Source organism: Paenarthrobacter nitroguajacolicus (genome assembly GCF_007786235.1).
In the GTDB taxonomy this organism is placed as follows: Bacteria; Actinomycetota; Actinomycetes; order Actinomycetales; family Micrococcaceae; genus Arthrobacter; species Arthrobacter nitroguajacolicus_A.
The window spans coordinates 55,740-79,601 of sequence record NZ_VNFK01000002.1 but is presented as its reverse complement, the minus strand read 5'-3'; the positions used below and the strand labels follow the sequence as shown (position 1 = coordinate 79,601).

The window sequence follows — 23,862 nt, the reverse complement described above, 5'->3', positions numbered from 1 at the left end:
GGCCCCTTGAGGAGAATGACGCCCAAAAGTGGCTGGGCGTAGGGTGGGAGGTGGACGAAAGGAGCATCTCATGAAGAAAATCCTCATGGTTTTGACCAGCGTTTCCGAGATTGGCGCTACGGGAGAGAAGACCGGCTACAACGTTGCCGAAGCTGCACATCCTTGGAAGGTCTTCAAGGATTCCGGTCACTTCGTCGACTTTGCATCCATCAAGGGCGGCCAGCCTCCGCGCGACGAGGTGGATCAGGATGATCCCATCCAGGTTGCCTTCACCGAGGACGAGACGACGCGCGCAGGGCTCTACAACACCGCCCGTGTGGAGGTCGTTGATCCCGGACAGTATGACGCCGTCTACCTCGTGGGAGGCCATGGCACGATGTGGGACTTCCCGGACAGCGAGGGCCTTCAGAACCTCGTAGCCAGTGTCTACAACGCAGGCGGCTTGGTAGGGGCCGTCTGCCACGGACCGGCGGGCCTCTTGAACGTGGAACTGGATAATGGCTTCCGCCTGGTCCAAGGCCGAACGGTGGCCGCCTTCACCAATGACGAAGAGGTAGCCGCAGGGAAGGACAAGGTCATTCCGTTCTTCCTGGCAGACCGTCTCGTGGAACAGGGCGCCACCCATGCCTCCGCCCCCGTGTTCGAGGAGAAGGTCGTGGTGGACGAACGGCTGGTGACTGGACAGAACCCAGCCTCAGCCGCTGGCGTCGCCAAGGAAATGGAAAAGCTGTTCGCGGATGTCATCCATCAGGAAAAGGCCGAAGAACAACACGAGGCTGAAGCGCTCCGAGCCGAGAAAGATGCTGAAAAGAGCGCCAAGAAGCAGGCAGCAGCAGAAGCCGGGCACTAACACTGCCACTGGACGGGTAATAGCGAAGGCGCGCCGCGTCGCCGGCCGCCGGGCGGAGGGGTGGGGACGGGCCCACCCCTCCCCTGCGGTTACAGTGTCGCGAACTTTCAAATCATGACGCATAAATCCTCAAAAGCTTTTGTAGTGTGAAGTTATGTCTGCAGGGGGCGCGGCCATGGAGCCGCTGGTGCACATCAAGGACCTTCGGATTTCTGGGCAGTAAGGGCTCCGGCAAGACCACCACCCTGCGGGCGCTGTTGGGCATCTACCAGCCCACCGCTGGCACCCTGCACATCGACGGGAAACCCTTCGAACCCAGTGACGGCGCCCGGCTGGGGTACCTGCCGGAAGAACGCGGCTACCTACGAAGCCGTCGCCAAGCAACTCCTGGCCGTCGCAGCACAGACCACCATCAACTCACCTGAACTCACGGCTGCCGCGGGCGGCGAAGTCAAGGTCCACACCGAGACCTTCCGTGGCGGGCAAGCATCCGGCGGCTTCGGCTCCGCCATTCCTCCGTTGACGTTCCTTCTGCTGTTCTATGTGGTCATCCTCCTGCTCTCCAACCAGATGCTGAGCAGCACCCTTGAGGAGAACGAGAACAGGGTCACCGAAATGATCCTGACAACCCTGAACCCGACGACGTTGATCATCGGGGCGCTCCTCCTGCGCCTTGCGGTCCACCTGTTCCGCTATGGGTCCATTCAGTACTCCAGCAAGCTCTCCATCACCAAGACCCTCCGCCGCAGGCCAGCCGAGCTCGCGGGAAAGTGACCATCCAAACCGGTGAGCCGCCGTCGGGAGTCATCACCGCCGGCGGGTTTACCCCTCGGCGATCTGTAGGCCGTGTTCCTGCAGCAACTGCCCATCGATGCCACAAGAAATCGCCCTGGACATGGGATTCACATCAGTGCACGACGTCGCCGAAAGCATCGTCACACGCGCCCTGAAGATCCAACCCTTGGCTGGGTGACTGCGTCCTAACGGATCTACCCGCAGGGTCCTTTTCCTATGGACTCTCACCGCCCTTCGTGCCTACGCTGGTGTTGTTGCCCCAGACCTCGGCAGCGCATAACCAGCGCACACGAGGAGGCAACAATTGTCACTGGCCAACCAGCCCATTCCGGTGGTTCTCACGCCAGCACCTCAGCAGGCAACCACCGGCATTCGGATCAATAAGGTCACCAGCAGCTACGCAAGTCTCTTGATGTCGGTCAAGGAAGCAGGACTGCTGGAACGCTGCCGCCGCTTTTACCTCCTGCTGTTGACGCTCCTGGTGATTGCCGGGATAGGCGTCTGGGGGGTGTTCTTGTTCCTTGGCGACACGTGGCTCCAATTGGTCGTCGCGGCCGCGCTCGGCGTCGTTTTCACGCAGTTCGCCTTGGTGGGACACGAAGCGGCGCATCTTCAGGTGTTCAAGACCAGGTCCGCCAACGAGTGGGTTGCACGGCTGATCGCCACGCTGTTGGTGGGAATGAGTTATGCATACTGGACCGATAAGCACTCCAGGCATCACGCCCGGCCGAACGTCGTGAACAAGGATCCGGATATTGCACCCGGCGCAGTGGTCTTCCACAACCAAGTGCCGACCAATCGTGGACGGCTCTCCCGGGCCTTCGGCAAGCGGCAGGGTTATCTGCTCTTTCCGCTGCTTTTGTTCCTCGGATGGACATTGCACATTGATTCGCTGAAGTACTTGCTGCGTCGCGGCCCTGTGAAGTTCCGGTGGCTGGAGCTTGGCTTACTGGGCCTCCGCTTTGGCACCTACCTCGGACTGCTCTTCATGGTCCTGTCCCCTGGCGTTGCCGCCGCCTTTATCGGGGTGCAGGTCGCCGTTTTTGGGCTGTATATGGGCGGAACGTTTGCACCGAACCATAAAGGAATGCCCATACTCCCCGAGCACAGCAGGGCCGACTTCCTTAGCCGGCAGGTCCTCACGTCCCGCAATATCACCGGCGGACGCTTCGTGACGTTCTTGATGGGTGGACTCAACTACCAGATCGAACACCATCTCTTTCCAGACATGCCTCGCCGGCATCTGCGCGACGCAAGCCATCTGGTCAAGGCACATTGCCTTCTTGCAGGAATCCCTTACACAGAGACCCGGCTGATGAGCTCATACGCCATCGTGATCCGGTACCTCAACGCGGTGGGACTCAGGGCAGCAGACCCGTTTACTTGCCCCTTGGCCGGTCAGCATCGGCCATAGCACGACGGGGCCATTTCCGGAGTGACGGCGTCAGCCTTCCCGCGCCCTTCTCGTTGCGGCGTCGTTGGCCTTCTGAAGTGCCCGGACAAGCTCTTCCTTGTCCATGGTGGATCGACCCTTGATATCCAGCTCCCGCGCACGCTCATAGAGATGCTTCTTGGGGGCGTTGGCGTCCACTCCTCCAGCTGTTGGGTGGCGTGAATTGACTCCCTCTTCTGCATGCTGGTCGGACGGCCCCGGTTCGTCTTTGGCTTCCCAGTGGTCCCCCACCTTTTCGTAGCTGTGCTTCAACGCCGCGAAAGCGGTACGGGCGGCTCGGCTTTCGTCGTTGCCGTACGACGCCATGGCGGAATCGTATGTTTTGGCGAAGGTGTCCTGGGCCTTCTGTTCGGAGCGCTGCAGAGTCGATGGAAGCTCGTCTTTGCGGGCATGATCGTCCTTGCCGGTCTTGGGCATAGTGGCCGCCTCCTTCAGCAGAAGTGCTCATCGCGGTGTTGGACAAGTCTAGCGATGGACGATTCGGCTGAGGAAGGACTCAAACTCGCGGCTCGGGGTGTCATGATCGAGCAAGGGCCGGACGAACGATACTTGGTATCCCTGCCCGGCCCCGCCCGGCGGAGACCGTTGGCTGCAACCTGGCAACGCTGGGGGTTCGTACCGGCTGCATTGGCTCCGCTGCGTTCAGTCAAGTCCATCGGCAGCCGTTGTTCACGAGTAGTCACTACTCGTCTTTTGCACCTCCGGCGGGAAGTGGCTACTTGGATCGCGCCCGGACGGCCCGGTAGTGCACGTTCCAGAAGCGCGTCGGATGTAGGGCCTGTACGCGCCTTTCACGGCTCAGCAGGCTTGCCGTCACCACCGCGCATCCCGGGAGAACTTCATGTCAACGACCTACACCTTCGACGTCTTTTCCAGTCTCGACGGCTTCGGCACCGCAAGCGGCAACTGGACCGGGTACTGGGGCAAGCAAGGCCCCGAACTGCTGGCGCACCGCCTGGCCCAGTACAGCCAGAACCAGCGAATGGTTTTCGGAGCCAACACTTTTAGGGCATTCGTGGAGATGCTGTCCTCCAGCGGCGAGCAATCGGAGGTCAGAGATCCGTGGGTCACCCGGATGATCAACCTCCCGGCCACGGTTATCTCCGACACCCTGCATGACCTTCCAGCCTGGCCTGATGCGACCCTGGTGAGCGGCGACGCCGTCGATGTTATCGCACGGTTGAAGGCAGAATCCGATGTGCCATTGCGCTCACATGGAAGCCTGGCAATGAACCGGGCATTGATGGCTGCGGGATTGGTGGACCACGTCCAAGTGACAATCTTTCCCGTCATCACGGGTCTGAGCAGAACGAGCCCGATCTTTCACGGCGCCAAAGACTTCGACCTTGAACTGATGGAGACCCGGACACTCGACGGCCGCACGCAAGAGCTGGTCTACCGGCCCACCCTGCACACCTGACACCATCTGGATGCGTGTGCTTTATCGGGTGCGTGGCCGTTTGAGGCTGCCTCCGGACAGCTCCACGGTCAACGAGGGCGAATTGCCCAGGATCCTTTGGCGGCCAGTATCACGGCGAGGCGTTCGCCGGCCATGGCAAGTGCCCCTGCAGTCCGTCCACGGACACACCGAGCCCCCGGTCCCCTGCAGCGTCCACCAAGGAACGCAGGTCATCGAGCGAACGTCCGCGGATCAGCGAGGGGTTCGGCTGGAAATGGGGCCACAGCGCAAAAACGCGGATGTGATCCAACCCGAGGCCTGCCACAGTGTCGAGATCGCGCCTGATCTCATCCAGGGTGAAATCCAGCCAGTGGTGGAACCATCCCCGCGAAGGTGTGTAGTTGACCCCATACCTGGCTTGCTCCGTGGTCATGCGCCTGCTTGTGTGCTGAAGGGAATGCCTGACATCCTGACGTGCGGAAGGAACGGGTGAGCTGACTAACTTTAGTCCGCTTCGCCGGCGGTCGTTTCACCTTTTTCGGCCCCCGGGTCCTTGGCGGCGTCCGGGTCGTCGTGGACTTTCTTGGGGATCTTGCCCTCAACGTCAGCAGGTACGGGAGGGTCTTTCTCTTCATCAGTCGACATGGGCCAAGGATAAGCTACGCACGGTCAGGGTCGGTCGCTGCGGCAGCGAGAAACACGGGAATTGACGGGTCTCGAACTCGATGCCCGGGCGGCACGCTTTTCGCAAATCCCCGCACAGGTTCAACAGTCGCCACATCTGCCCGGAGGTTCCCTCACAGAGGATGCAGTCCGCTTCAGTATGAGAATCATTCTCAATTAAGCTAGCATCGGGGATGTGATCGGACTCTCTTCATGACAGCTGACGTTTTACCCGCAGCCGGCCGGAACCGCCCCTCCGTTTCCGTTGCCCCACGAAGGTCAGTGCTCGAACGGTTGTTGGCGCCTGCACTGGGGCTCGCCATCCTGGGACTCCTGGTGGTGTCGGGGAGCACGGGCCCCCTGCAAACCTCGCTGGTGGAATCCCTTCAGATCATCGGTGGTCACTTGATGCCCGGCATGCCTTGGATGACCGACGGTTCCTTGAGCGTCTCCCAGGACCAGGCCGTATGGAGTTTCCGGATTCCACGGGCCCTGCTGGCGGGCATAGCCGGGGCAAGCCTCGCCCTGGCCGGGGCACTGCTGCAGGCGAACGTCCGCAACCCCTTGGCCGAGCCGTACATCCTGGGAGTTTCGGCCGGCGCCGGCGTCGGCGCGGTGCTCGCCATCGTGGCCGGCTCGACGGCGGTGGGCGGGCTTGGCCTCAACGCTTCGGCCTTCGGCGGGGCCGCCGCCGCTACGGCGCTGGTGTACCTCTTGGCCAAACAGGACGGGGTGATTGCACCATCCCGGCTGATTCTGGCAGGTGTGGCTTTGGGCTCCCTCCTGGCGGCGATCACCAACTTCCTCACCATCACCACGGATGCCCAGAATGTTTACAGCGTCCTGTTCTTTCTCTTGGGCAGTGTCTCCGCGGCAGGCTACCCCCAATTGCTACTTCCAGGGGTTGCCCTCGCAGCCGTAGGTACGTTCGCGATGTTCCGCTCGCGCGCGCTCAATGCCTTCCTGGCCGGCGACGAAACGGCTACCGCGTTGGGCGTCAATGTGGAATCGCTGCGACGGACGCTTCTCCTGGCCACGGCACTGCTGACGGCCACGACGGTGGCGGTCTGCGGTGGCATCGGCTTCGTGGGGCTGGTGGTTCCGCACGCGGCCCGGATCCTGGTGGGTTCGGACCATCGCCGGATGCTGCCGGTGACAATCTTGGGTGGAGCCTTCTTCCTGATGCTCACGGATCTGCTGGCCCGCACGGTGGCCCAACCGGCTGAAATCCCGTTGGGCATCCTCACCGCCACGGTGGGCGCCCCCTTTTTCCTATGGCTCATGCGCGGCAACGGTGCTGTGCGGGGAGGTATCAAACGGTGAAAGTCGCCTTCCAGAACGTCTGTATCGCCCTGGGCGGCACACCGATCGTCCACGATGTCAGCTTCACCGCTCCCAGTGGATCCGTGGTGGGAATCCTTGGCCCCAATGGCTGCGGTAAGTCGACGCTGCTGCGTTCCCTGTACCGGGTTAACAAACCGACGTCAGGCTCTGTCACGCTGGACGGCGACGATGTCCGGAAGTTGACCTCCCGGCAGGCGGCACTCCGTGTGGCCGTGATGGCGCAGGAATCGAGCCAGGACTTTCCCATGACAGCCCGGGAGGTGGTGATGCTGGGACGGGCGCCGCACCAGCGCGGCTTTGGCGCCGACTCGGACCGGGACCATCATTTGGTTCACCACGCACTGCTCGACGTCGGCGCCTCCTCGCTCGCGAACCGCTTCTTTGGAGGATTGTCGGGTGGCGAAAAGCAACGCATACTGCTGGCCCGGGCCCTCGTCCAGGAGGCCCCCGTGCTTGTCCTGGACGAACCCACCAACCACGTGGACGTTGCCTTCCAGTTGGAACTCATGCAGTTGGTGACCTCCCGGGGCAGAACAGTTCTTGCTGCCCTGCATGACATGAACCTGGCTGCTGAGTTCTGCGACCACGTGGCGGTCCTTCAATCCGGCCGGTTGCGGGCCTTTGGACCTCCCTCGAGCACGCTGGACCACGAGCTCATCCGGCGGTGTTTCGGAGTGGAGTCCCGCAAACTTGAGCACCCCCTTACTGGTAAGGCCTTGATCGCCGTCGCCGCCACCCGCGCCTCAACGAACCGGCAGAAGGCAGCGGGCACGCCGCCGAATCCGTCAGCAGTCCATCACTGAAAACACACCACTCAACCGGAGGCATATCCATGAATCGATCCGCCCTGCCCAAATCCGCTCCGACCCTGGGCGCCATGGCGCTCGCGGCGCTCTTGATGGCCGGCTGTGGCCAGGCCGTCAGCCAGTCGCCGGCTACCCAGAAGGCCGGGACCGCACCCGCATCTGCATCCGCCGGCAGCATCGAAAACTGCGGCCGCACCCTGACATTCGACGCTGCACCGGACCGGGTGGTTGCCATGACCCCTGGCCAATCGGAATTGCTGGTGAAGCTCGGCTTGGCCCACAAGGTGGTGGCCGAGGCACAGACCAAAGGCAGGAAGTTGCAACCGGAGCTGAAGGCTCGCGGGGACGTGAAGCAACTCAGCGACCAGATGCCGCCGTCCCGGGAAGTACTGCTGGGAGCAAATCCGGATTTTGTGTACTCACCCACGGCTTACGAATTCACTGCCGAGCAAGGCTTCGCCAGCATCGAACAGCTGAAGCAAGCGGGCGCGGAAGCGTACATCGCCACGGCGGGCTGCCAGGAGCGCCGAAGCAAGGCAGAAGTCACGGACATCCTCACCGACATCGACAAGATCGGCGCCGTTTTTGGAGCAGGAGCAAAAACCACGGCTGTCCGGGACGAGGCAGCCACCGCATTGAGCGCCGTCAACAAAGCTGTTGCCGGAAAGCAAAAGCCCACAGTGGTTGAGTTGTTCGTCGAGGGAAATTCGATCGCGGCCATTGGTGCAGGCCTGGAGTACGACATGATCAAGACCGCAGGCGGGGACAATCTCTTCAGCCCGTCCGATGAAGCATTCGCGACCTTTTTCTCTGCGCTTATTTCCCCGGAGACCCTGGTGCAGAAGAACCCGGAGGTCATCGTCTTCACCACCCTGGACAAGGCGCACGAAGAAGCAACCCGCACGTTCCTGAAGGAGAAGTTCCCGCAGGTCGCCGCTGTAAAGAGTGACCGCCTGGTTGCAGTGAACTCGGACGATGTGATGCCCGGTACCTGGGGCAACATCCGCGCCGTAGAGCAGATAGCCAAGGGCCTCCACCCGGAAGCCTTCTAGATCAGAAAGCAGGTGGCGCCAAGGTTCGTGAGAACCTTGGCGCCACCTGCATGTGGGAAAGCCACGACTAAGTCAAACCCCCAACTGCACCCTCCGATCACAGGCCGCCAACGTCGACTCCCGGTGCGAGATGGTGATGACCGTGGTCTCTCCGGCCAGTCTGGAGACGGCGTCCAGCAGCGCGCGCTCAGAGGCAGCATCAAGGCTGGCGGTGGTCTCATCCAGCACCAGGAGTTTCGGTTTCAGCAGGAGCGCCCTGGCCAGGCAGAAGCGGGCGCGCTCTCCCCCGGACAGGCTCATTCCCTGTTCACCGATGAGTGTGTCCACGCCGGAAGTCCACCGTTTCCCGCCCAGAGGGAGCCCGGCCCGGTCCAGCGCGTCCAGGACATCCTCCTCCGTGGCGGCCGGATCCGCCAAGTGCATGTTATCCAGTACCGAACCGTGGAAGACCGGGGAATCCTGCTCCACAAGGGTGACCATTCGGCGGAAGGAAGGCTCCGGTAGCGCCCATGAATCCACCGTCCTGCCATCTCCGGAAGCGAACGTGATAGTCCCGGAGTCCGGCACCCATAGGCGCAGCAGGAGCCGGGCCAAGGTCGTCTTTCCAGCCCCCGATGGACCGCTGATTCCCACATGCTCGCCAGGTGCTACGGAAAGCGAGGTACGCCGCAAAGCCGGTGTCCCGCCGTCGTACGTGAACTCGACGTCCCGGACGTCAACGCCCAACGGTCCGCTCGGGTTGAACGCCACCGGCGCTTCCACCTCCGGAACAGTAGCGGCGAGGCTGATTCCCTCCAGCACCCGCAGGGCACTCGCGCGGTGGGGTTGGAGCTGTGTGACGGTTGCGACGCCTTCGGCGACTGGTGCCAGCAGGGTGAGCGTCCCCGCGACGAGTGCCGGAATCCACACAGGGTCCACACCCGGCTTTGAGACAGCGGCGAGAAATACCGCGACGACGGTTCCCAGCACGCACAATTCCCGCGCTGACGAGCCAAGTGCCAAGAATGCGCTCAGCTTCCGCTGCACCGAATCCACGGCCCGGCTCCGTTCGGCCAACTGCGCCTGTGCCTGTGGGATGAGTCCGAAGCCCAAAATTTCGCGGGTTCCAGACAGCAGGTCCACTGCCAGGACGGACACAGCGGCCTTCGCATCCTGGACCTGGGCACCCAACTCCGCTCCTCGCCTCAGACCAGGCAACGTCACAGCGATGAGCGCCACGAACCCGGACAACAGGGCAACGGCCACGTCCAGGCCCAACGGAACCAGCAATCCAACACCAGCCACGAAAAGGACAGCCGATCCGGCCAGCTGGGCAACGGTGTGGGCATAGAAGAACTCGAGCTTCTCCACATCTCCCATGGCCGTCGCTGCCAGCTTCCCCGTGTGCTGCCCCGGCCGTCGGGCCGGAACACCCCGGGCGAAACCATCGAAAAGTGCCATTCTCAGCGCAGCCAGGATTCGGTAGGCAATGCTGTGGGAGATATCCATCTCGTGCCATGTAAGGACTGCCCGGAGAATGACGGCAACGATTCCGGCCGCCCACCATCCCGGCGCCGCGACATCCTGCCGCAGAACCGCCAGTGCCACCACGTACGAACCGACGACGGCCAGGAAAATGAGCGCCAGGTTATTGAGGATACCCACGACGGCGGTCCACGCCATCCCGGACCACTCACCAGCCATGTGGGGAACCAGGCCCAGAAGGGGGTTATGGCGGATGCTGGCGATCATAGCTGTGCTGCTTTCGGTTGGTTGGACGGGTACAAAGTGCCGGCGTCCATCCGGAGGACGGTGTCCGCTGCGGCCAAGGCTTCCGGGCGGTGGGCGATCATGAGAACGATCCTGTCCCGGGCCACCTCCCTCAGCCCGGTGAGGACGTGTGCGGCCAGCTGCTGGTTGAGGGCCGACGTAGGCTCATCCAGCAGGAGGACCGGCCTGTCCACCAAGAGAGCCCGGGCAATGGCCAGCCGCTGGAGTTGTCCGCCGGAGACGGATCCTCCCGCTTCGGCCAGCCGCGTGTCCAACCCGTCGGGTTGCAGTTCCCCTGCGAGACCGACGGCAGCAAGGACGTGCTGCATCCGTCCTTCGGTTGCGGCGGGGGCAACCATGCTGAAGTTCTCCCTGACGGTTCCTGGGAACAGGTAGCTGCGTTGGGAGACCACGCTGATGTCGGCCGGCACAAGGGGCCGTCCGTCCATGGTGATGCTGCCGGAGTCGGGGTTCAGGAAGCCGAGCAGCAGGTCAAACAGTGTGCTTTTGCCGGAGCCGGACGGGCCTGCGAGCGCGATGAGGCTGCCCCGGTGGAACTCAGCAGAGGCGTTGTGAAGGACCCAGGGGTCTTCACTGGAGTACCGGAAACTCACGTCCTCAAGACGCAGGCTTTCGGGAAGCCCGACGGCGGCACCTGGCTCATGGCGGAAGGGAGCCTTGCGTGCCGGAGTGGTCTGGCTTGTACCTCCGGCCGCGTCGATGCTCCCCAGTGCGGAGAGGCCCAGATAGCCGGCATGCCATTGGCGGGCGAGGTCCCGGACCGGGCGGAACACCTCACTGGCGAGCATGAGCAGGAAGTAGGTCGTCGCTGGCGTCGCAGCCGGGGTGCTGCCGGGATTGAGGACTGAGTAGGCCGCCAATGCCGCCGCGGCCAACATACCTGCCTGGATACCCAAGTCCGCCAGTGCCGTGTCCACCAGGGAGGTGCGCATGGTGGACACTGTGGCGCGGTGCAGCTCCTGGGAACGGCGGTTGAGCTTGTCCCGGATACGCGGAACGGCATGCAGGATCTTCAGTGTTCGCATTCCTTGGAGTGCCTCCAGGAAGTCGGCACTCAGGGCTTCGTAACTGTCCCAGTGGCGCTGTCCTCGCGCGGAAAGGACTTTGCCCCATAGCTTCGGCGCACCAACCGCGACAGCCACGGCCAAGAACAGGGCTCCCGCCAACATCGGATTGAACCACGCAATCCAGAGCAGGAGCAGTGGCACTACAAGCTGCAGTTGGAAGGCGTGGGGAATGTAGTTGCTGATGTAGTTGTCCACCCCGTCGACGCCTTCGCTGAGTGCCAGGCGGCGGGCTCCTGACCTGTCGGAGGTGTCCCGCAAGCGGTCGGGCTGCAGCAGTCGCTCCGCCAGCGAGCGGCGCAGTTCGAGCCGCACCGCCGAACCGAGCGTGCCCGCCAGCCGTGCATGGAATTGCAGCAGGACAAGGCGGGCCATACCGCAGGCCAGGACGCCTGCAAGGGGCGTCAGCAGCGGGCCGCCGGGGCCGCCGTCGGGGTTTGCCGTTCCTTGCATGAGCCCCACCAGTGCCGCGAGGGCGTGGGCAAGGAACCACGCTTGCACCCAGTAGCTTGCGGTGGCGGTGAACAGCAGCGCCGTGACTCCCGCAAGCCGGACCCTGTTTCCCTTGGTCAATTGAAGGAGTCTTTTATTGACCAGCATGCACGGCCCTTTCGTTCGTGTGGTGGGTGTGTTGGTGCAGCATTCCGAGTCCGTGCAGGGCAGCCCAGCCGCCCCGGGCACTGGTCCAGCCGCCGACCGGCCGGAAGTCGATCGCAACGTCCGTACCCAGTGCGGTGTAGAGGCAATGCGCGGCTGTTGCTGATGCCCACCACATCGCGTCGGGATCGGGCAGCGTCTCCGTCTCGAAGATCAGCAAAGCGTCGAGGTTCCGGATCCAGTGCTGGCCTGCGCAGTGTTGGGCCAGGAGTGGATCGTCGAGTCCCGCATCATCGATCAAGCGCATGCGGCAGGACGCTGGCTTCGGCGGTACGATCCCTCGCTCGGCCGCTGCGACCATGCTGCGGACGTCAAGAGCCGGGGACGTGCGTGGCGTTGTGCGCGGCGCGAAGACATCGGCGCTGCGGCGCCGGGCCAACTGATGTGTTGACACCCCCGCGACTCCCGTTGCCGGGAGTGACGTACCCAGCGCCACGCACGCCAAGGCGGTCTCCTGTGGGAATGCCGGCCATGGCCCGGGTCTCAGGATCTTCCAGCTGGCACCTACCGACAGTGCGCTCGCATGGTGCACCAGGGCGAGGGCCGCGTAGGCTGCGTCGGCTATCAGCAACGGACCGGTTCGGTGGTGGTACTTCGCCGCGGTGCGCTGCGGCAGCACAGTGAGGACGACGACGGCGCCCACCTCGGGCGGCTGTCCGGACGTGCCGCGGTGATTGCCGACGCCTTGGCGGCTGCCGGCACCGTGGTGAACTTCGTCGTCGTAGGCCAGACGTCGCAGCCCGCCGGTGCTGCTGCTGATGACATACCTCCCCTTCGGAACATCGCAACCGTCACCGCAGAGAACATGGAGCTGCACCGGGTAACAGCCCCCGGCGGAGGGCACAGGCCGTTTCCGTACTTTGCCTGGCTGGCCAGTGGCGGGATTGAGGTGGAAGTCACCGCTCCACCACACTGCGCGCATCAGGGCCGCTATGGGTATCCCGGAGGACCCGGGACGTTCTTCCTTGGCACCAGGAGCAGGACTGTGCCGGGGACCCGGGGATTGCATGGGACCGGGCACTTCGGGGGCCCAGGCGCGGGCGAAACTTTCGGGTGCCAAATACTCGGGTAAGTTCATGGGTTACATGTGGGGTGGTGGGGTGAGCGTGAAGTGCTGCGGCAGTTCCGGGGCCGTGGACCTCCACCCGCGTTGAAGGGCTGCCGTTCCGATCCGGGGACATCCCAGGTAGGCAAACGCCGCGGGAGCGTTGGGGACCAGCCCGCCAACCACGGCACGAACCACGCTGAGGCCCGTGACCGCAACATCCGAGGTGGTCAGGTCGCGGGTATAGACGGTATGGCCGGCAGCTTCGAGTCGGCTGTACAGCTCCGGCATGGAAACATAGGGCACGGCGTCGATGTCCACCATTCCGCAAGCCGGCTCAGTAAACCGTTGGGCGAGGTGGTGCGTTCGCGGATCCAGCCACACCTGGACATGTGCTCCCAAATCGCGGACAAACTCGAAGTCCGGCCCCACGGAGTCCAAATATCTTCGGTCTTCGCGGTGCTCCAAGTAGAGACCCTTGGCCATAAGTCCAGCCTCTACAGCCTGGAAAACCCATCCGTCGGCGTCCTTGGCGCCTTGCGAGTAGATCCACGTATGGACGGCTTCGAGGACGGCTTTGCGTGCGGCCTCGATCGGATCGTTCTTGCATGAGAAACCGGCCGCATAGAGGCCGGTCTCGGGGTCGAAGACCAGCGCTGCCATACACGGTGCGAATTCGCTGGGCATTTCAACCACCCAGTACTCCAGCCGGCATCCGGCCATGTCGTTGGCGAGTCCGGGGATGCTCTCAGTCCGGATCCCGCGGGTCGGTCCGTCCAGGTGCCACCAGAGTTCCAGGGCGTCGCGTTCGATGGTTTCCAACACTGCCCGGTCCGTCGCGTCAGCGCGCCCCTGGCCCGTTGCAATACCTGCATAGTTCAGATGATGGATGCGGGGCAGGTCCCGGAATCGCTGCTGCCGCCAGTTGAGCAGGGTGAGGCTGGCCGGGAGCCACACCTCGGCTAGGTCCGACTCCCGCCGGCATGCGGTCCATAGCGTCTGTGTGTGCGGCTGGAGGTTCCGGTAGGGAAAGTCCTTGCGCGACTCTTGCCAGGGTGCGAAGTGCGGCAGTTCATGAAGTCCGACGGCGGCACGTCCGGACGCGTCCAGCTCATCCCGGGTTCCGGCGAAGTACTCATGCACGGGGAGGTCAGCTGGAATGAAATTGCCACAGTAACGTTCCATACCCTCCGCGACAGCTGCAATCCACGCCTGCCGGGGGTCACCGAACGTGGTGCCCAGGCTCACCCGGTCTGCTGGCCAATCGCCGAGCCACCGCGCGTTGGATACCTCTGCCGTCATGGACGTGTACGCAGGCGGCGCGTTCTCCGGAGTCAGTACCGACCGTACCCGCCGGATGATTCCCGTTTGTTCGTCGACGAGGGTGTGCAAGGGCAGAAGGCCCAGGGTTTCAGCTGTTGCGGTCATGGTTCTCCGTGGCGTCGTAGGTGTTCGGTAGTGGTAGGCCACCAAGCCCAGGTGGGGTGGACTGGGGACTGTCCCCATAGCCAGGCCGTGCGGGATTTGTCAGGTGCCGTTGATGCGACACCCGCGAGGAACGCCTCAATGCGGGCCATCAGTCCGCCCTCCCTGCGGAACGCGACGGCGGTTTCGGCATTGAGGTCGTTGGACAGGCGGTGGCCCCAGGGCCCCCAGAGCGTTTCAACCCGGGTCCCGGTGGCCGTGCTGCCCCACGCTTCTGCCAAGCTCAACGCCTCGGCAGTAAAGAAGTCTTTGTTCCCCGAGATGACCAACAACGGCGATGTCAGGTTTCCGTAGCGGGCGGTCAGATCGAGCGGCGGCGACTCCCAGAGCCTCCGCCACTTGGCCGCGGAACCACTGCCGTACTCGGAGTCTTTGACCAGGCTTTCCCTGACCCAGTCCATGCCTGAACTCCTGGCCAGCAGATGCCTGCGGCGCAGTTCGGTCTTGGCAAGGGGTGGGCGGGATTCTCCGGCGAAGCCGTGTTGATGCCACCAGCCAATCCTGTCCAGGAGGCGTGGGCGACCATCCGGGGCATGGGCTGTCTCGTACAGGCCCAAGGCCGGGACCATCGCCAGCACGGCGAAAGGCGTAACGGCCCGCTGTCCATTCATGGTCCGCGCCGCTTCCAGTGCCCGCGCGCACTCCACGGCGCAGTGTGCGTCATAGGAGGCGCCCGCCAGGATCAACGGCCCCGACAATACCCCGTGGTCGGCCAGACGGTGCACCACCGCCGCCCCGTCACGGCCCTCGGAGTCATAGGGTTCCCAATCGCCCTCCGAGTCGTATCGGCCACGGACGTCCTGCACCAGGACTGAGTATCCGGCGCGCAGCCAAGCCCGTGCTTGCCCGGAACAGCCGCCCCGGCCATAGGGCGTTCGAATCAGCACCGTTCCCAGGGCAGACCCATCCGGTCCAGTGCGGTAGTGGTCCGTGGCAAGCCGAACGCCGTCGTCCGTGGTCACGGCCAGCAGTTCCGGCGCGGCTTCAGTCATCGCCGCGGCAGCGGCAAGCCGCCAGCCAGAAGGGCCGGTTCGGGAAAGGGCAGGACCGGGTGTTCGCTGGCCGCCAGCGTTCGCGTGTCCAGCCGCCACAGTGTCCGCCTGAGGGGTTGAAGCGCGGCGGATTCAGACTGCCATGCCTTGACGGTGCCCAGCACCCGGGCGATGACCATGCTCCACGCCGTGTCCGGCAGTGAAAGTTCCGTTGCTGCCGCGGGCGTCTGGAGCCAGGCTTTCAACTCGGCTGCGGCTGCGGATGCTGCAAGCCTGCGGCGGAGAATCTGTGTGCTCGAAGGATCCCGGGGGCTGAGTGCCAGTGGATCGAGGAACACCAGTTCGCCTTCCGCGTAACAGCGCAGCACAGCGGTTCCGGCGGCGGGGAGGTGATCGAAACGCGTCCGCTCTGCCGGCGAGGAAGGGAGATGAATCAGCAGGCCTGGAACAGCAGGATCCTGGGCGTCGTCCCACGGAGTGGCCAGCACGCCGGCCGCCTCAAGGGCACCAACCACCCGACCTGCTCCCGGCCCCGCAACGCTGACACGTTCCCGGCCGGCCGCGGGACGTTGCCCGGCCAAGCGTCGTTCCAGCAGCTCCGCCCGTATCCTGTCAGCGGCCCCGCCATTCGTTCCCGGGGTGCTTCCTCCGGGTACCCGGAAGAAGATGCCGTCACCGCTGCGGACCGTGATCCGTCCGTCAACGTCGAAAGTGTCTACTGCGTGTTCCATGGTCCTCCGGATGGGTCTGGCCGCCGGCGGTGGCAAAACTAAGGGGGCGGGCTCGCCGGCGCGCCCGCCCCCTGGCTTAGTGACTAGTCGAAGGGGTTTTCGACCAGTGCGTTCGAGTGCGTCGCCGACAGGTGCGCCAGCTGCTCGGTCTCTTCAACTTCAACCAGAACCGTGGTCTTCTCCATGGTTGGTCTCCTTTCGATGGTGTTGGTCGTCACCGCTGTTGCGGCGACATCGCCACACTATAGTTAATGAGAATGATTCTCAACTTAACGACAAGGGAGCACTTTTGAGAGACGAAATCCTGATGGTCGCAGACCAGAACGCGGCATCCGTGGCATTCATGGACCCGACCAGTGGCACCATTCACCGCAGCCTCGATTCCGTAGTCCTGGCAGAACATGCGGGCATCCTGCCCCTGGGCTCCGGGAAGTGCGCCTTCGTCGACGACGCCGGCGGTGCTCTGGTGATCGTGGATGGATTCACTGATACGAATCCCCTACTCTTCCCGGTGGCCATTCCGGGTGAACACCTGGCCTGCGATCCGACAGGCCGGTACGTCGCTGTCACCACCGGCCTCGGCCTCTCATGGGAACCGTGGAGCGACCTGCTCACCATCGTTGACCTGAAGTCAGACGGCGGCCCTGCCTCCCGCCGTATCCGCACCCGGGTTGGGGAACCGGGAGTAGTGGTGGGTGAAACGCCCGACGGTCCGGTCGCCGTCGTACGCCACCGCGAACCGGGTGCCATCGAGTCCTTCAGCGTCGAACGCATCCTGGCCGAAGGGATCCATTGCCCACCCCTGCAGGGCCTGAAGGTCGGAGTCTCCGCCGATGGACACGGCGACGCCTTCGATCCCCTCACCGGCACCATGTTCGTGGCCACGGGACCAGGGTTGGAACGCTTCGATATCCGTAAACCGCAACCGAAGACCCTGCCAACCGTGCCGTGGGGCATCGCCGGCAGGGCCTACTTCCTCAGGTTCTGCCCTGAAAAGCGAATCGTGGTGGCCGTTCTGCGCAATGGTGGAGAGGAACCGCGCAACTGGGCCGCATGGTCAAACGCGCTATGGGTGCACCATGTGGATACAGGACTGACACGCACCGCCCCGCTGGGACCGGGGCTGGTCTTCAGGTTCGCGCTCACCGCCACAGGCATTGCCGCCGCGCGGATCCACCCGGACGGCGACGAACTCACCATGCATGAGCTGCGCTCACCCGAGAAACTGGAGCTTCGCGCCATCTGGCGTCTCCCGGCGATGGACGGCGCCCCCAGACCGGGCCACGAGCCGTGGGACAACGCCGAGCGGAGGGCCATCGCAGCCTCGCCTGATTCCGAGCTTGTCGCCGTGACCCGTGGAGGCCACGGCGAGCTCCATCTCGTGGACACCCTGATGCCCGGAGCACCCCTGATAACGCACCACCTGGATACACCATTGCACGACGGCGGGCACCTCGCCTGGCTCTCAACGGCGCGCAACCTCCCCGGCGACACGGTGGGGCGGTGAGCGGCGTGGACACCACCCCCGGAGGAAGCATCCCGGGCTTCGAGCTGAAGGACCGGTTCCGCGCATTGCTGGAACGGTGGGATTCATCTCCACGGCAAGGCCTGCCCCAGGTCCAATCCGGGCGAGCAGCGTACACCTGGCGCGGCTTCGGCGAAGACTTCCCGTCCTTGCATGTGGCATCCGAGCCCGAGCTCCGTGCAGCCTGGAAGGTCCGGGACATCGTGTCCCGGGTCGGCGTCAGATTGCCGGCACCGCCAGGATCTGTGGTCCGCGGATTCACGCTGTCGCCCGATGGCCTCACCGTCGCTGCCCTGCTGAGCACTCCCCGGACAGAGCTCGCCGGGCTGTGGATCCTTGCCGAAGACACCGCCCCTATCAGGATTCCAGGCATCTCGGCATGGTACTCGGCACCGGTTTGGGAACCCAACGGAGCCGCTCTGTGGATCCTCTCCGGTAAGCCACCCCAGCAGAGAATCACCTCCGCAGACCTTAGAACCGGAGGACGGACGGAGATTCCCCTACCCGGGACGCTTGAATCCGAGGGCAGCGGGTCGCGCCTCTCCCTGTCACTTCGGGAGGGAATGCTTCGAATCACCGCAGCAACGCCCGGCAGGGACAGCAGATCATGGCAGTGGCGGGACGAAACATGGGTTGACGCTCCGGCCCCCGTTCCCAGCCGACTCACGCTGGCGGAGTCCTGCAGCGGCACGACAGTTCTACTGGATGGGACACCCGTACACCGACTTTCCCCCGCGGAACATGTGACATCCTTCGCTGTCCATGCGGCATCTGGTAACGACGTCCTGTGGATGCATTCAGCATCACCGGAACGGCCATCCGGCGTGTACTGTCTTGAGCTGCCCCCAGCCGAGGTCCCCTTGCCGCTCCACCCCCAGCGCTTCGTTCACCGACGCCTCTTCGCAAAGGCGCGTGACGGCGTCGACATCCCCCTCACCGTGTCCGTACGCGCGGCGGACCTTGCTGCCGACGGCCTGCCGCTCCGTCCCCTGCCGCTCATCCTCACCTGCTACGGCGGGTTCGGCGTCAAGCATCGCACCGAAGCCGAGCCGAGCGTGCCGGCCTGGCTGGAAAGCGGCGGCGTGTATGTTGCGGCGCATCTGCGCGGCGGCGGAGAACTCGGCGACGCCTGGCATGACGCCGGCCGCGGCCCCCGCAAGCTGCGTACCGTCCTCGACCTGGTGGACGTTGCCGAGTTTCTCGCCGCGGCCGGGTGGAGCACGCCAGCTCAGACGGTAGCGTTCGGGGCCTCGCATGGTGGCCTCGTTGTGACATCGGCTGCCCTGCTATCGCCGGCTTCCTTTGGTGGCGTGGTGGCCGTGGCACCCCTGTTGGATACGGTGAATCTTGACCGCCACGGGTTGGGAACGCAATGGCTCCACGAGTTCGGTGCCGACGGTGAGTGCTCCCAGCAGGAAAGGGCACTCTACTCTCCGCTGCAAGTGGCGGCGGGACTGCAGTCCCCGGCGGGCACACCTCCCATTCTCTGCTGCGTCCTGGGCCGCGACGAGCGTGTGGACAACCATGCCGCCGTCGACTTCGTGGACGCTGTCCGCCGCCACGGTGGATCCGCGTGGCTGCTCTCAGAACACGACGGCGGTCACGGCCAGCGCGCGGCGACGGACGTGATGGAATTTTCAGCCACCGTCCTCGCCTTCGCGGCCCGCGTCTCCGGCATGCTGGTCAGGTCAGGCCAACCAGCGCCACCAGCGTGACGGTTCCGGCTCCGGCGTCGGTTCCGGCTCCGGTTCCTCACCCAAAGCGAGGGCCGCCTCGACGATGTCATCTGCGGTAAGCGTCATGACGGCCTCGCGGTCGAGGTCGTCGAGACTTCGTTCCTCGTCGAGCGAAAGACGCAGCGCCTGGCGGTTGAGCGCCTGTTCGAACAGCGTGCGGGCAAAGCGTGCGTTGCCGGAGTCCTCACTCGCGTGGAGCCCGGCGAGGATACGGCGCAGCATCTGGTCCGCACCAGGCTCCAGCGTGTACTCGTGCTGGTCCAACATCTGGCGGAAGATCGTCTGGAGTTCGTCGACGGAGTAGTCGGGGAACGTGATCTCGCGGGCGAATCGGGAGCGCAGGCCGGGGTTGGAGAGCAAGAAGGATTCCATCAGGCGCGGATACCCTGCCACGATCACCACCAGACGGTGGCGGTGGTCCTCCATCCGCTTGAGCAGGACCTCGATGGCCTCGGGGCCGAAATCCATGCGGCCGTCCTCCGGGGCCAGCGCGTAAGCTTCGTCGATAAACAGGACTCCGTCCAGGGCGCGCCGGATCACCCGATCCGTCTTGATGGCGGTCGCCCCGACATACTGCCCCACCAGGCCCGAGCGGTCGACCTCCACCAGGTGACCTTTCTGCAGCAGACCGACCGCGCGGTACATTTCGGCCAGGAGCCGCGCCACGGTGGTCTTGCCCGTACCCGGGTTTCCGAGGAACACCAGATGCTGCGATGTGGCCACCTCCGGCAGGCCGTGGGCTTTACGGCGGGCCTGGACCTGCAGCAAGGCGACGAGGGCCCGCACCTGTTCCTTCACGGTTTCCAGTCCCACCAGCGCATCGAGATCGGCCTGCACCTCGGACAGCGGCCGGGCGGGCCCGGGCCTTGCACCGATGAGATCGCCCACCAGGTCGTCAACACGCTCCGAACCGGGCAGCTTGAGCTGATTGGCCAGATGGCCGATTGTTTCTCGCAGGTCATCGAGCGGATTGCGGCTGGCAGCCATACATCAACTGTAGACCTGGTGGCTGCGGCGGCACTCACATCCACAACCTGAGCGGAGTCTTGGGATGAGGACTTTCGGCGACGACGTTTGCCACGTCAAACCGGATAAGCACCACCCCGGGTCCGGTTAAGGCAGGGCCCGCATCTTCTTCAAGTGCAGCCCTCGGCAGGGAATCGCCGCTGACACGAGGTCTTTGCTGTGCTGATGCTGCGGATCGGCGAAAAACCCGGGCGTGTCGGTGAGCTCCACCAAACGGCCTTGGAACAGGACGGCGACACGTTGGCACATATGCCGCACCACGTCCATGTCGTGGGTGATGACGACGAGGGTCATTCCCCGCTCCCGGTGGAGGCGCTGAAGCAGGTCAAGAACGGTTCGCTGGGTCAGGGCATCCAGGGCGGAGGTCGCTTCGTCGCAGATGAGCACTTCGGGTTCCATCAGCAGTGCCCTGGCGATCGTGGCACGCTGCAACTGGCCGCCGGAACATTGGCTGGGGCGCCTGTCCAAGAGGTCAGGATCCAGCTCAACTTCCAGCATGGCCTCGTTGAGCCTGCGGGATCGGTCAGCGGGGCTCAGTCCCTTGCGGGCCCGGAGCGGTGCTTCCAGGCTGGCGCGGAGCGTCATCCGGGGGTCGAAGGAATCGTGTGGTTCCTGGAAGACCAGCTGTACAGCAGTGTGAGGACTCGTTGCCCCGGCCGCGAGCGTCCTGTCGATGCTCCCGCTGCTGATTCCTTCCAGCCCGACGATGGCGCGGGCCAGCGTGCTCTTCCCTGAGCCGGATTGGCCAAGGACGCCCAAGATCTCTCCCTGCTTCACTGCGAGTGAGATCGAGTCCAAAGCCGGGCGGTTACCGCTTCCACGGCCCCATCGCTTTCCGGAGCCGAAGTGCTTCACCACATTTGTCAGTGTCAGGACGTTGCGCTCGGAGGTTGGGGCTTCCGTGGTGCGGGTGGGGGCCAGGTTGGACGCCTCAAGCAGCCTGCGCGTGCACTCAGTCCTGGGAGTCCCCAGGACAGCTTCGGTGGTGCCGGCTTCCACAATCACTCCTGCCTCCATCACCAACACCCGGTCAGCGAAGGCGGCCACGGAGGCTAGATTGTGCGTAATGTAAAGGATCCCCAGGCCACGTTGGATCCGTTGCCTATCGAGCAATTCCAGAATTTGCTGCTCCAGGACCTTGTCCAGCGCGGAGGTTGGCTCGTCAGCCAAGAGGAACTCCGGCTGGCCGGCCAAGGCCATGGCTGTCATGGCCCGCTGCGCCATGCCACCGGACAACTGGTGCGGGTACGCCCGCGCACCCCACGCGGGGTCTTCAAAGCCGACGTCGGCCAACAACTCGTAGACTTTCGCATCGGCAGCCCTGCCTCGAAGGCCTCCATGCAGGTTCAGCGGTTCCTTCAGATGCTTACCGATGGTTCTGTTCGGGTTGAACATCCTTTTGGGCTGCTGGAACAACATCCCCAGACGACCGCCCCGGATACGGTTCAGCTCTGCTTCCGGCGCGCTGGTTACGTCCACGGAGCCGAGCCTGATGGAACCGGACGCGATCTGCAGTTGCTCAGGCAATATCCGCAGGATGGATTTGGCCGTCATGGTTTTGCCGGACCCTGAACCACCCACCAATGCCACGAACTCGCCCTGTTGCACGGAAAGACTCACCCCGGCCAGGACCTCCCGCTGGGCGGCTGTGTTGCGAACGGTCAGGTCCTTGATGACGAGTTCAGGCATGCTGCCCCTCCATCACGAGGACGTCGACTGGATCGGCCGCCCTGCGGGATGCCCGCTGGCCAATGAGGGTCACGCACAGGGCAACCAGGAAGATGGCCAGCCCCGGGGCGATGATGCCCCACGGCGCCCGCTCAGCGTATGGCTGCGCCGCAGCAAGCATGGATCCCCAGTCGGATTGCGGGGGCTGGACGCCGAGCCCTAGGTAGGACAAAGCACCCACGCTGATCAGGAGCTGCCCGAAGCGAAGCGTCGCCTGCCCCAGCATCGGGGCGGCCAGGTGCGGCAGGATGTGCCGAAAAACAATGAACGACGGCGAACACCCCACCACACGTGCCGCTTCAATGAAGCCGCGCGAGGACACATCGTAGGCAAGAGTCCGGGCAAGCCGGGCAAAGGGCGTCCATCCCGTAACAGTCAGGGCCACCAGCAACGACGTGAAGCCAGTACCCATCGCCGCCACAATGAAGAGCGCCACCACCATCTCCGGCAGGGCCAGCAGGACGTCATTGGTTCGTGTAAAGAACTCATCCAGCCAACCCTTGCGGCGGGCACTGAGCACGCCGATCGCCAGCCCAAGGATTCCGGTCAGCACAGTTGCCAGTGCCGCCACCACCAAAGAGAAGCGTCCGCCGTCGAGCAAGCGGCTGAGCGTGTCCCGTCCCAGGTGGTCCGTTCCCAGCCAGTGGCGGCCGCTGGGCGGCGCAAGGCGGTCGGCGAGGTTCTGGACATCAGGCGGGAAGGGCGCCAGCCAAGGGGCAGCCGCTATGGCGGCCACCATCAGGACAAGGACGACGACGGCGGCGTGGTCGATCGCTGACTTGTTACGCAAGGGAACCACTCACCTTAGGACTGAGAATGCGGTGGAGGAAGTCCGCGAGGGTGGTAATCGCAACCGCGAGTGCAACCACAACCACCACGCCTCCCTGCGCCAAGGGGATATCGCTGTTAACCACCGCGTCATACAGGAGGCGTCCCATTCCCGGGATGGCGAAAATGACCTCGACAATCACCGATCCCCCCAAGAGACCGGCGAACCATACGGCGAAAAGGGTGGACAACGGTACCAGTCCGTTGGGAACGACATGCCGCCACACGGTTTGTCCGCGACCCAGGCCCCGGGCCCTTGCAGCCTGGATGTGCTCCGCTTCGAGGGCGTCGATCATGCCTGCACGAACAGCCGACGTGAAAAAGCTGATGGGCCGTAACGCCAGCGTCAGGGCCGGCAAGACGATGGAGGACGGTGTGTTCCATCCTGCGGACGGGAGCAAGGACAGCTTGAGCGCAAAAACGAGGACCAGGAGCGGTGCGAGCCAGTATTCCGGCATGGCGATGAAGGACTGGGTAACAGTAGTGATGAGCTTGTCGGCTTTGCCGCCTTGCCTCAACGCCGCCACTGTTCCCAACGGGAGGGAAACCACCACGGCGATACCCAAGGCGACCAACACCAGGCTGAGGGTGATGCCCAGTGCAGGCATGACTTGGTCAACCACGGGCGTGCGGCTGATGTGCGAAAGTCCCATATCTCCGGTGAAGAAGTCCCCCAGCCAGCGCAGATACTGCACGGGAAGGGGGTCCTGGAGCCCAAGGCTCTCACTCAGTGCCTGGACGGTGGAATCGTCCACGATGTCCCCGGCGACGCGGGATCTGATGATCTTCCGGACAGGATCGCCAGGAGTCACGTAGGGAATAAGGAAAACGGCGAACGACGACAGCAGGACGGCGGCCACCAGGGTCGCCGTCCGCTTCGCAAGGAACGTGATCATGCGGGTTGGTTCGTTCG

General features: G+C 64.1%; 23 protein-coding genes and 1 pseudogene. 10 read left to right on the top strand and 14 right to left on the bottom strand.

Features of this window, described 5'->3' with window-relative positions:
- Positions 1-70 precede the first annotated feature (70 nt).
- From FQP90_RS02375 to FQP90_RS02360, 4 genes and pseudogenes are all read left to right on the top strand, one after another.
- A complete protein-coding gene (locus tag FQP90_RS02375; RefSeq protein WP_144648144.1) occupies positions 71-850 on the top strand; it encodes a type 1 glutamine amidotransferase domain-containing protein in 780 nt (259 codons plus the stop codon).
- A gap of 146 nt (positions 851-996) precedes the next feature.
- Positions 997-1,209 (top strand): annotated as a pseudogene (locus tag FQP90_RS02370) (ATP-binding cassette domain-containing protein); the annotation flags it as partial.
- On the top strand, positions 1,169-1,624 hold the full coding sequence (locus FQP90_RS02365; RefSeq protein ID WP_208759918.1) for an ABC transporter permease: 456 nt from the start codon (positions 1,169-1,171) through the stop codon (positions 1,622-1,624). The pseudogene FQP90_RS02370 and the gene FQP90_RS02365, both read left to right, overlap by 41 nt.
- A 325-nt stretch (positions 1,625-1,949) precedes the next feature.
- Positions 1,950-3,059 (top strand): fatty acid desaturase family protein, encoded by a 1,110-nt coding sequence (locus FQP90_RS02360; RefSeq protein ID WP_244296450.1) that lies wholly within the window; start codon positions 1,950-1,952, stop codon positions 3,057-3,059.
- Positions 3,060-3,089: 30 nt separating this feature from the next.
- Here FQP90_RS02360 and FQP90_RS02355 read toward each other — a convergent pair whose 3' ends face one another.
- Positions 3,090-3,515 (bottom strand): ChaB family protein, encoded by a 426-nt coding sequence (locus FQP90_RS02355; protein ID WP_144648143.1) that lies wholly within the window; start codon positions 3,513-3,515, stop codon positions 3,090-3,092.
- Positions 3,516-3,939: 424 nt separating this feature from the next.
- Here FQP90_RS02355 and FQP90_RS02350 point away from each other — a divergent pair, with 424 nt between their 5' ends.
- Entirely contained in the window at positions 3,940-4,518 is a 579-nt protein-coding gene (locus FQP90_RS02350) for a dihydrofolate reductase family protein (protein ID WP_144648142.1), read from the top strand.
- A 109-nt stretch (positions 4,519-4,627) separates the two neighbouring features.
- On the opposite strand, the gene FQP90_RS02345 is transcribed toward FQP90_RS02350, so the two are convergent.
- Positions 4,628-4,930, bottom strand: coding sequence for a hypothetical protein (locus FQP90_RS02345; RefSeq protein ID WP_208759917.1), 303 nt, complete (start codon positions 4,928-4,930; stop codon positions 4,628-4,630).
- 71 nt (positions 4,931-5,001) lie between these two features.
- Positions 5,002-5,142 carry a hypothetical protein gene (locus tag FQP90_RS23230; RefSeq protein ID WP_167510403.1) on the bottom strand — a complete coding sequence of 47 codons (141 nt, stop codon included), beginning with the start codon at positions 5,140-5,142 and terminating at the stop codon, positions 5,002-5,004.
- Positions 5,143-5,373: 231 nt separating this feature from the next.
- Here FQP90_RS23230 and FQP90_RS02340 point away from each other — a divergent pair, with 231 nt between their 5' ends.
- Genes FQP90_RS02340 through FQP90_RS02330 form a run of 3 tightly spaced genes read left to right on the top strand, consistent with a single transcriptional unit; the run spans position 5,374 to position 8,362 of the window.
- The gene (locus FQP90_RS02340; protein WP_208759916.1) at positions 5,374-6,483 is read left to right on the top strand and encodes a FecCD family ABC transporter permease; all 1,110 of its coding nucleotides are present in this window, start codon (positions 5,374-5,376) and stop codon (positions 6,481-6,483) included.
- Positions 6,480-7,307, top strand: a complete 828-nt coding sequence (locus FQP90_RS02335) for an ABC transporter ATP-binding protein (protein WP_244296449.1) — start codon at positions 6,480-6,482, stop codon at positions 7,305-7,307. Before FQP90_RS02340 ends, FQP90_RS02335 begins: the two co-directional genes overlap by 4 nt.
- Positions 7,308-7,336: 29 nt before the next feature.
- Positions 7,337-8,362 (top strand): ABC transporter substrate-binding protein, encoded by a 1,026-nt coding sequence (locus FQP90_RS02330; RefSeq protein ID WP_144648140.1) that lies wholly within the window; start codon positions 7,337-7,339, stop codon positions 8,360-8,362.
- Between the two features lie 72 nt (positions 8,363-8,434).
- Here the strand turns inward: FQP90_RS02330 and FQP90_RS02325 are convergent, their stop codons facing one another.
- The 7 genes from FQP90_RS02325 to amiA form a co-directional block, all read right to left on the bottom strand.
- Positions 8,435-10,093, bottom strand: a complete 1,659-nt coding sequence (locus FQP90_RS02325) for an amino acid ABC transporter ATP-binding/permease protein (RefSeq protein WP_144648139.1) — start codon at positions 10,091-10,093, stop codon at positions 8,435-8,437.
- Positions 10,090-11,769, bottom strand: coding sequence for an ABC transporter ATP-binding protein/permease (locus tag FQP90_RS02320; RefSeq protein ID WP_167510402.1), 1,680 nt, complete (start codon positions 11,767-11,769; stop codon positions 10,090-10,092). Before FQP90_RS02320 ends, FQP90_RS02325 begins: the two co-directional genes overlap by 4 nt.
- A 13-nt stretch (positions 11,770-11,782) precedes the next feature.
- Positions 11,783-12,931: a hypothetical protein gene (locus tag FQP90_RS02315; RefSeq protein ID WP_144648137.1), complete on the bottom strand. Its 1,149-nt coding sequence runs from the start codon at positions 12,929-12,931 to the stop codon at positions 11,783-11,785.
- A gap of 3 nt (positions 12,932-12,934) precedes the next feature.
- On the bottom strand, positions 12,935-14,326 hold the full coding sequence (locus tag FQP90_RS02310; protein ID WP_244296447.1) for a YcaO-like family protein: 1,392 nt from the start codon (positions 14,324-14,326) through the stop codon (positions 12,935-12,937).
- Positions 14,323-15,375 carry a CocE/NonD family hydrolase gene (locus FQP90_RS02305; protein ID WP_144648136.1) on the bottom strand — a complete coding sequence of 351 codons (1,053 nt, stop codon included), beginning with the start codon at positions 15,373-15,375 and terminating at the stop codon, positions 14,323-14,325. Before FQP90_RS02305 ends, FQP90_RS02310 begins: the two co-directional genes overlap by 4 nt.
- Positions 15,372-16,106: a hypothetical protein gene (locus tag FQP90_RS02300; RefSeq protein WP_144648135.1), complete on the bottom strand. Its 735-nt coding sequence runs from the start codon at positions 16,104-16,106 to the stop codon at positions 15,372-15,374. Before FQP90_RS02300 ends, FQP90_RS02305 begins: the two co-directional genes overlap by 4 nt.
- Positions 16,107-16,189: 83 nt before the next feature.
- A complete protein-coding gene (gene amiA / locus FQP90_RS23555; RefSeq protein WP_242703463.1) occupies positions 16,190-16,291 on the bottom strand; it encodes a streptamidine family RiPP in 102 nt (33 codons plus the stop codon).
- A gap of 104 nt (positions 16,292-16,395) precedes the next feature.
- Between amiA and FQP90_RS02295 the strand changes: the two genes are divergently transcribed.
- Positions 16,396-17,613 carry a hypothetical protein gene (locus FQP90_RS02295; RefSeq protein ID WP_208759915.1) on the top strand — a complete coding sequence of 406 codons (1,218 nt, stop codon included), beginning with the start codon at positions 16,396-16,398 and terminating at the stop codon, positions 17,611-17,613.
- Entirely contained in the window at positions 17,610-19,346 is a 1,737-nt protein-coding gene (locus FQP90_RS02290; protein ID WP_144648134.1) for a prolyl oligopeptidase family serine peptidase, read from the top strand. Before FQP90_RS02295 ends, FQP90_RS02290 begins: the two co-directional genes overlap by 4 nt.
- On the opposite strand, the gene FQP90_RS02285 is transcribed toward FQP90_RS02290, so the two are convergent.
- From FQP90_RS02285 to FQP90_RS02270, 4 genes are all read right to left on the bottom strand, one after another.
- Positions 19,320-20,354 (bottom strand): AAA family ATPase, encoded by a 1,035-nt coding sequence (locus FQP90_RS02285; protein WP_144648133.1) that lies wholly within the window; start codon positions 20,352-20,354, stop codon positions 19,320-19,322. The two genes, FQP90_RS02290 and FQP90_RS02285, sit on opposite strands and share 27 nt — an antisense overlap.
- Positions 20,355-20,480: 126 nt before the next feature.
- Positions 20,481-22,082: an ATP-binding cassette domain-containing protein gene (locus tag FQP90_RS02280; RefSeq protein ID WP_144648132.1), complete on the bottom strand. Its 1,602-nt coding sequence runs from the start codon at positions 22,080-22,082 to the stop codon at positions 20,481-20,483.
- Positions 22,075-22,920, bottom strand: a complete 846-nt coding sequence (locus FQP90_RS02275; protein ID WP_144648131.1) for an ABC transporter permease — start codon at positions 22,918-22,920, stop codon at positions 22,075-22,077. Before FQP90_RS02275 ends, FQP90_RS02280 begins: the two co-directional genes overlap by 8 nt.
- On the bottom strand, positions 22,904-23,845 hold the full coding sequence (locus FQP90_RS02270; RefSeq protein ID WP_144648130.1) for an ABC transporter permease: 942 nt from the start codon (positions 23,843-23,845) through the stop codon (positions 22,904-22,906). Before FQP90_RS02270 ends, FQP90_RS02275 begins: the two co-directional genes overlap by 17 nt.
- Positions 23,846-23,862: the final 17 nt, after the last annotated feature.

What these genes read in the sequence shown, in the direction of transcription:
- FQP90_RS02315 (WP_144648137.1), bottom strand. Translation starts at nt 12,931, where the DNA reads ATGAACTTACCCGAGTATTTGGCACCCGAAAGTTTCGCCCGCGCCTGG.
- FQP90_RS02285 (WP_144648133.1), bottom strand. Translation starts at nt 20,354, where the DNA reads ATGGCTGCCAGCCGCAATCCGCTCGATGACCTGCGAGAAACAATCGGC.
- FQP90_RS02340 (WP_208759916.1), top strand. Translation starts at nt 5,374, where the DNA reads ATGACAGCTGACGTTTTACCCGCAGCCGGCCGGAACCGCCCCTCCGTT.
- FQP90_RS02345 (WP_208759917.1), bottom strand. Translation starts at nt 4,930, where the DNA reads ATGACCACGGAGCAAGCCAGGTATGGGGTCAACTACACACCTTCGCGG.
- FQP90_RS02325 (WP_144648139.1), bottom strand. Translation starts at nt 10,093, where the DNA reads ATGATCGCCAGCATCCGCCATAACCCCCTTCTGGGCCTGGTTCCCCAC.
- FQP90_RS02305 (WP_144648136.1), bottom strand. Translation starts at nt 15,375, where the DNA reads ATGACTGAAGCCGCGCCGGAACTGCTGGCCGTGACCACGGACGACGGC.
- FQP90_RS02350 (WP_144648142.1), top strand. Translation starts at nt 3,940, where the DNA reads ATGTCAACGACCTACACCTTCGACGTCTTTTCCAGTCTCGACGGCTTC.
- FQP90_RS02270 (WP_144648130.1), bottom strand. Translation starts at nt 23,845, where the DNA reads ATGATCACGTTCCTTGCGAAGCGGACGGCGACCCTGGTGGCCGCCGTC.
- FQP90_RS02375 (WP_144648144.1), top strand. Translation starts at nt 71, where the DNA reads ATGAAGAAAATCCTCATGGTTTTGACCAGCGTTTCCGAGATTGGCGCT.
- FQP90_RS23230 (WP_167510403.1), bottom strand. Translation starts at nt 5,142, where the DNA reads ATGTCGACTGATGAAGAGAAAGACCCTCCCGTACCTGCTGACGTTGAG.
- FQP90_RS02310 (WP_244296447.1), bottom strand. Translation starts at nt 14,326, where the DNA reads ATGACCGCAACAGCTGAAACCCTGGGCCTTCTGCCCTTGCACACCCTC.
- FQP90_RS02330 (WP_144648140.1), top strand. Translation starts at nt 7,337, where the DNA reads ATGAATCGATCCGCCCTGCCCAAATCCGCTCCGACCCTGGGCGCCATG.
- FQP90_RS02280 (WP_144648132.1), bottom strand. Translation starts at nt 22,082, where the DNA reads ATGCCTGAACTCGTCATCAAGGACCTGACCGTTCGCAACACAGCCGCC.
- FQP90_RS02300 (WP_144648135.1), bottom strand. Translation starts at nt 16,106, where the DNA reads ATGGAACACGCAGTAGACACTTTCGACGTTGACGGACGGATCACGGTC.
- amiA (WP_242703463.1), bottom strand. Translation starts at nt 16,291, where the DNA reads ATGGAGAAGACCACGGTTCTGGTTGAAGTTGAAGAGACCGAGCAGCTG.
- FQP90_RS02355 (WP_144648143.1), bottom strand. Translation starts at nt 3,515, where the DNA reads ATGCCCAAGACCGGCAAGGACGATCATGCCCGCAAAGACGAGCTTCCA.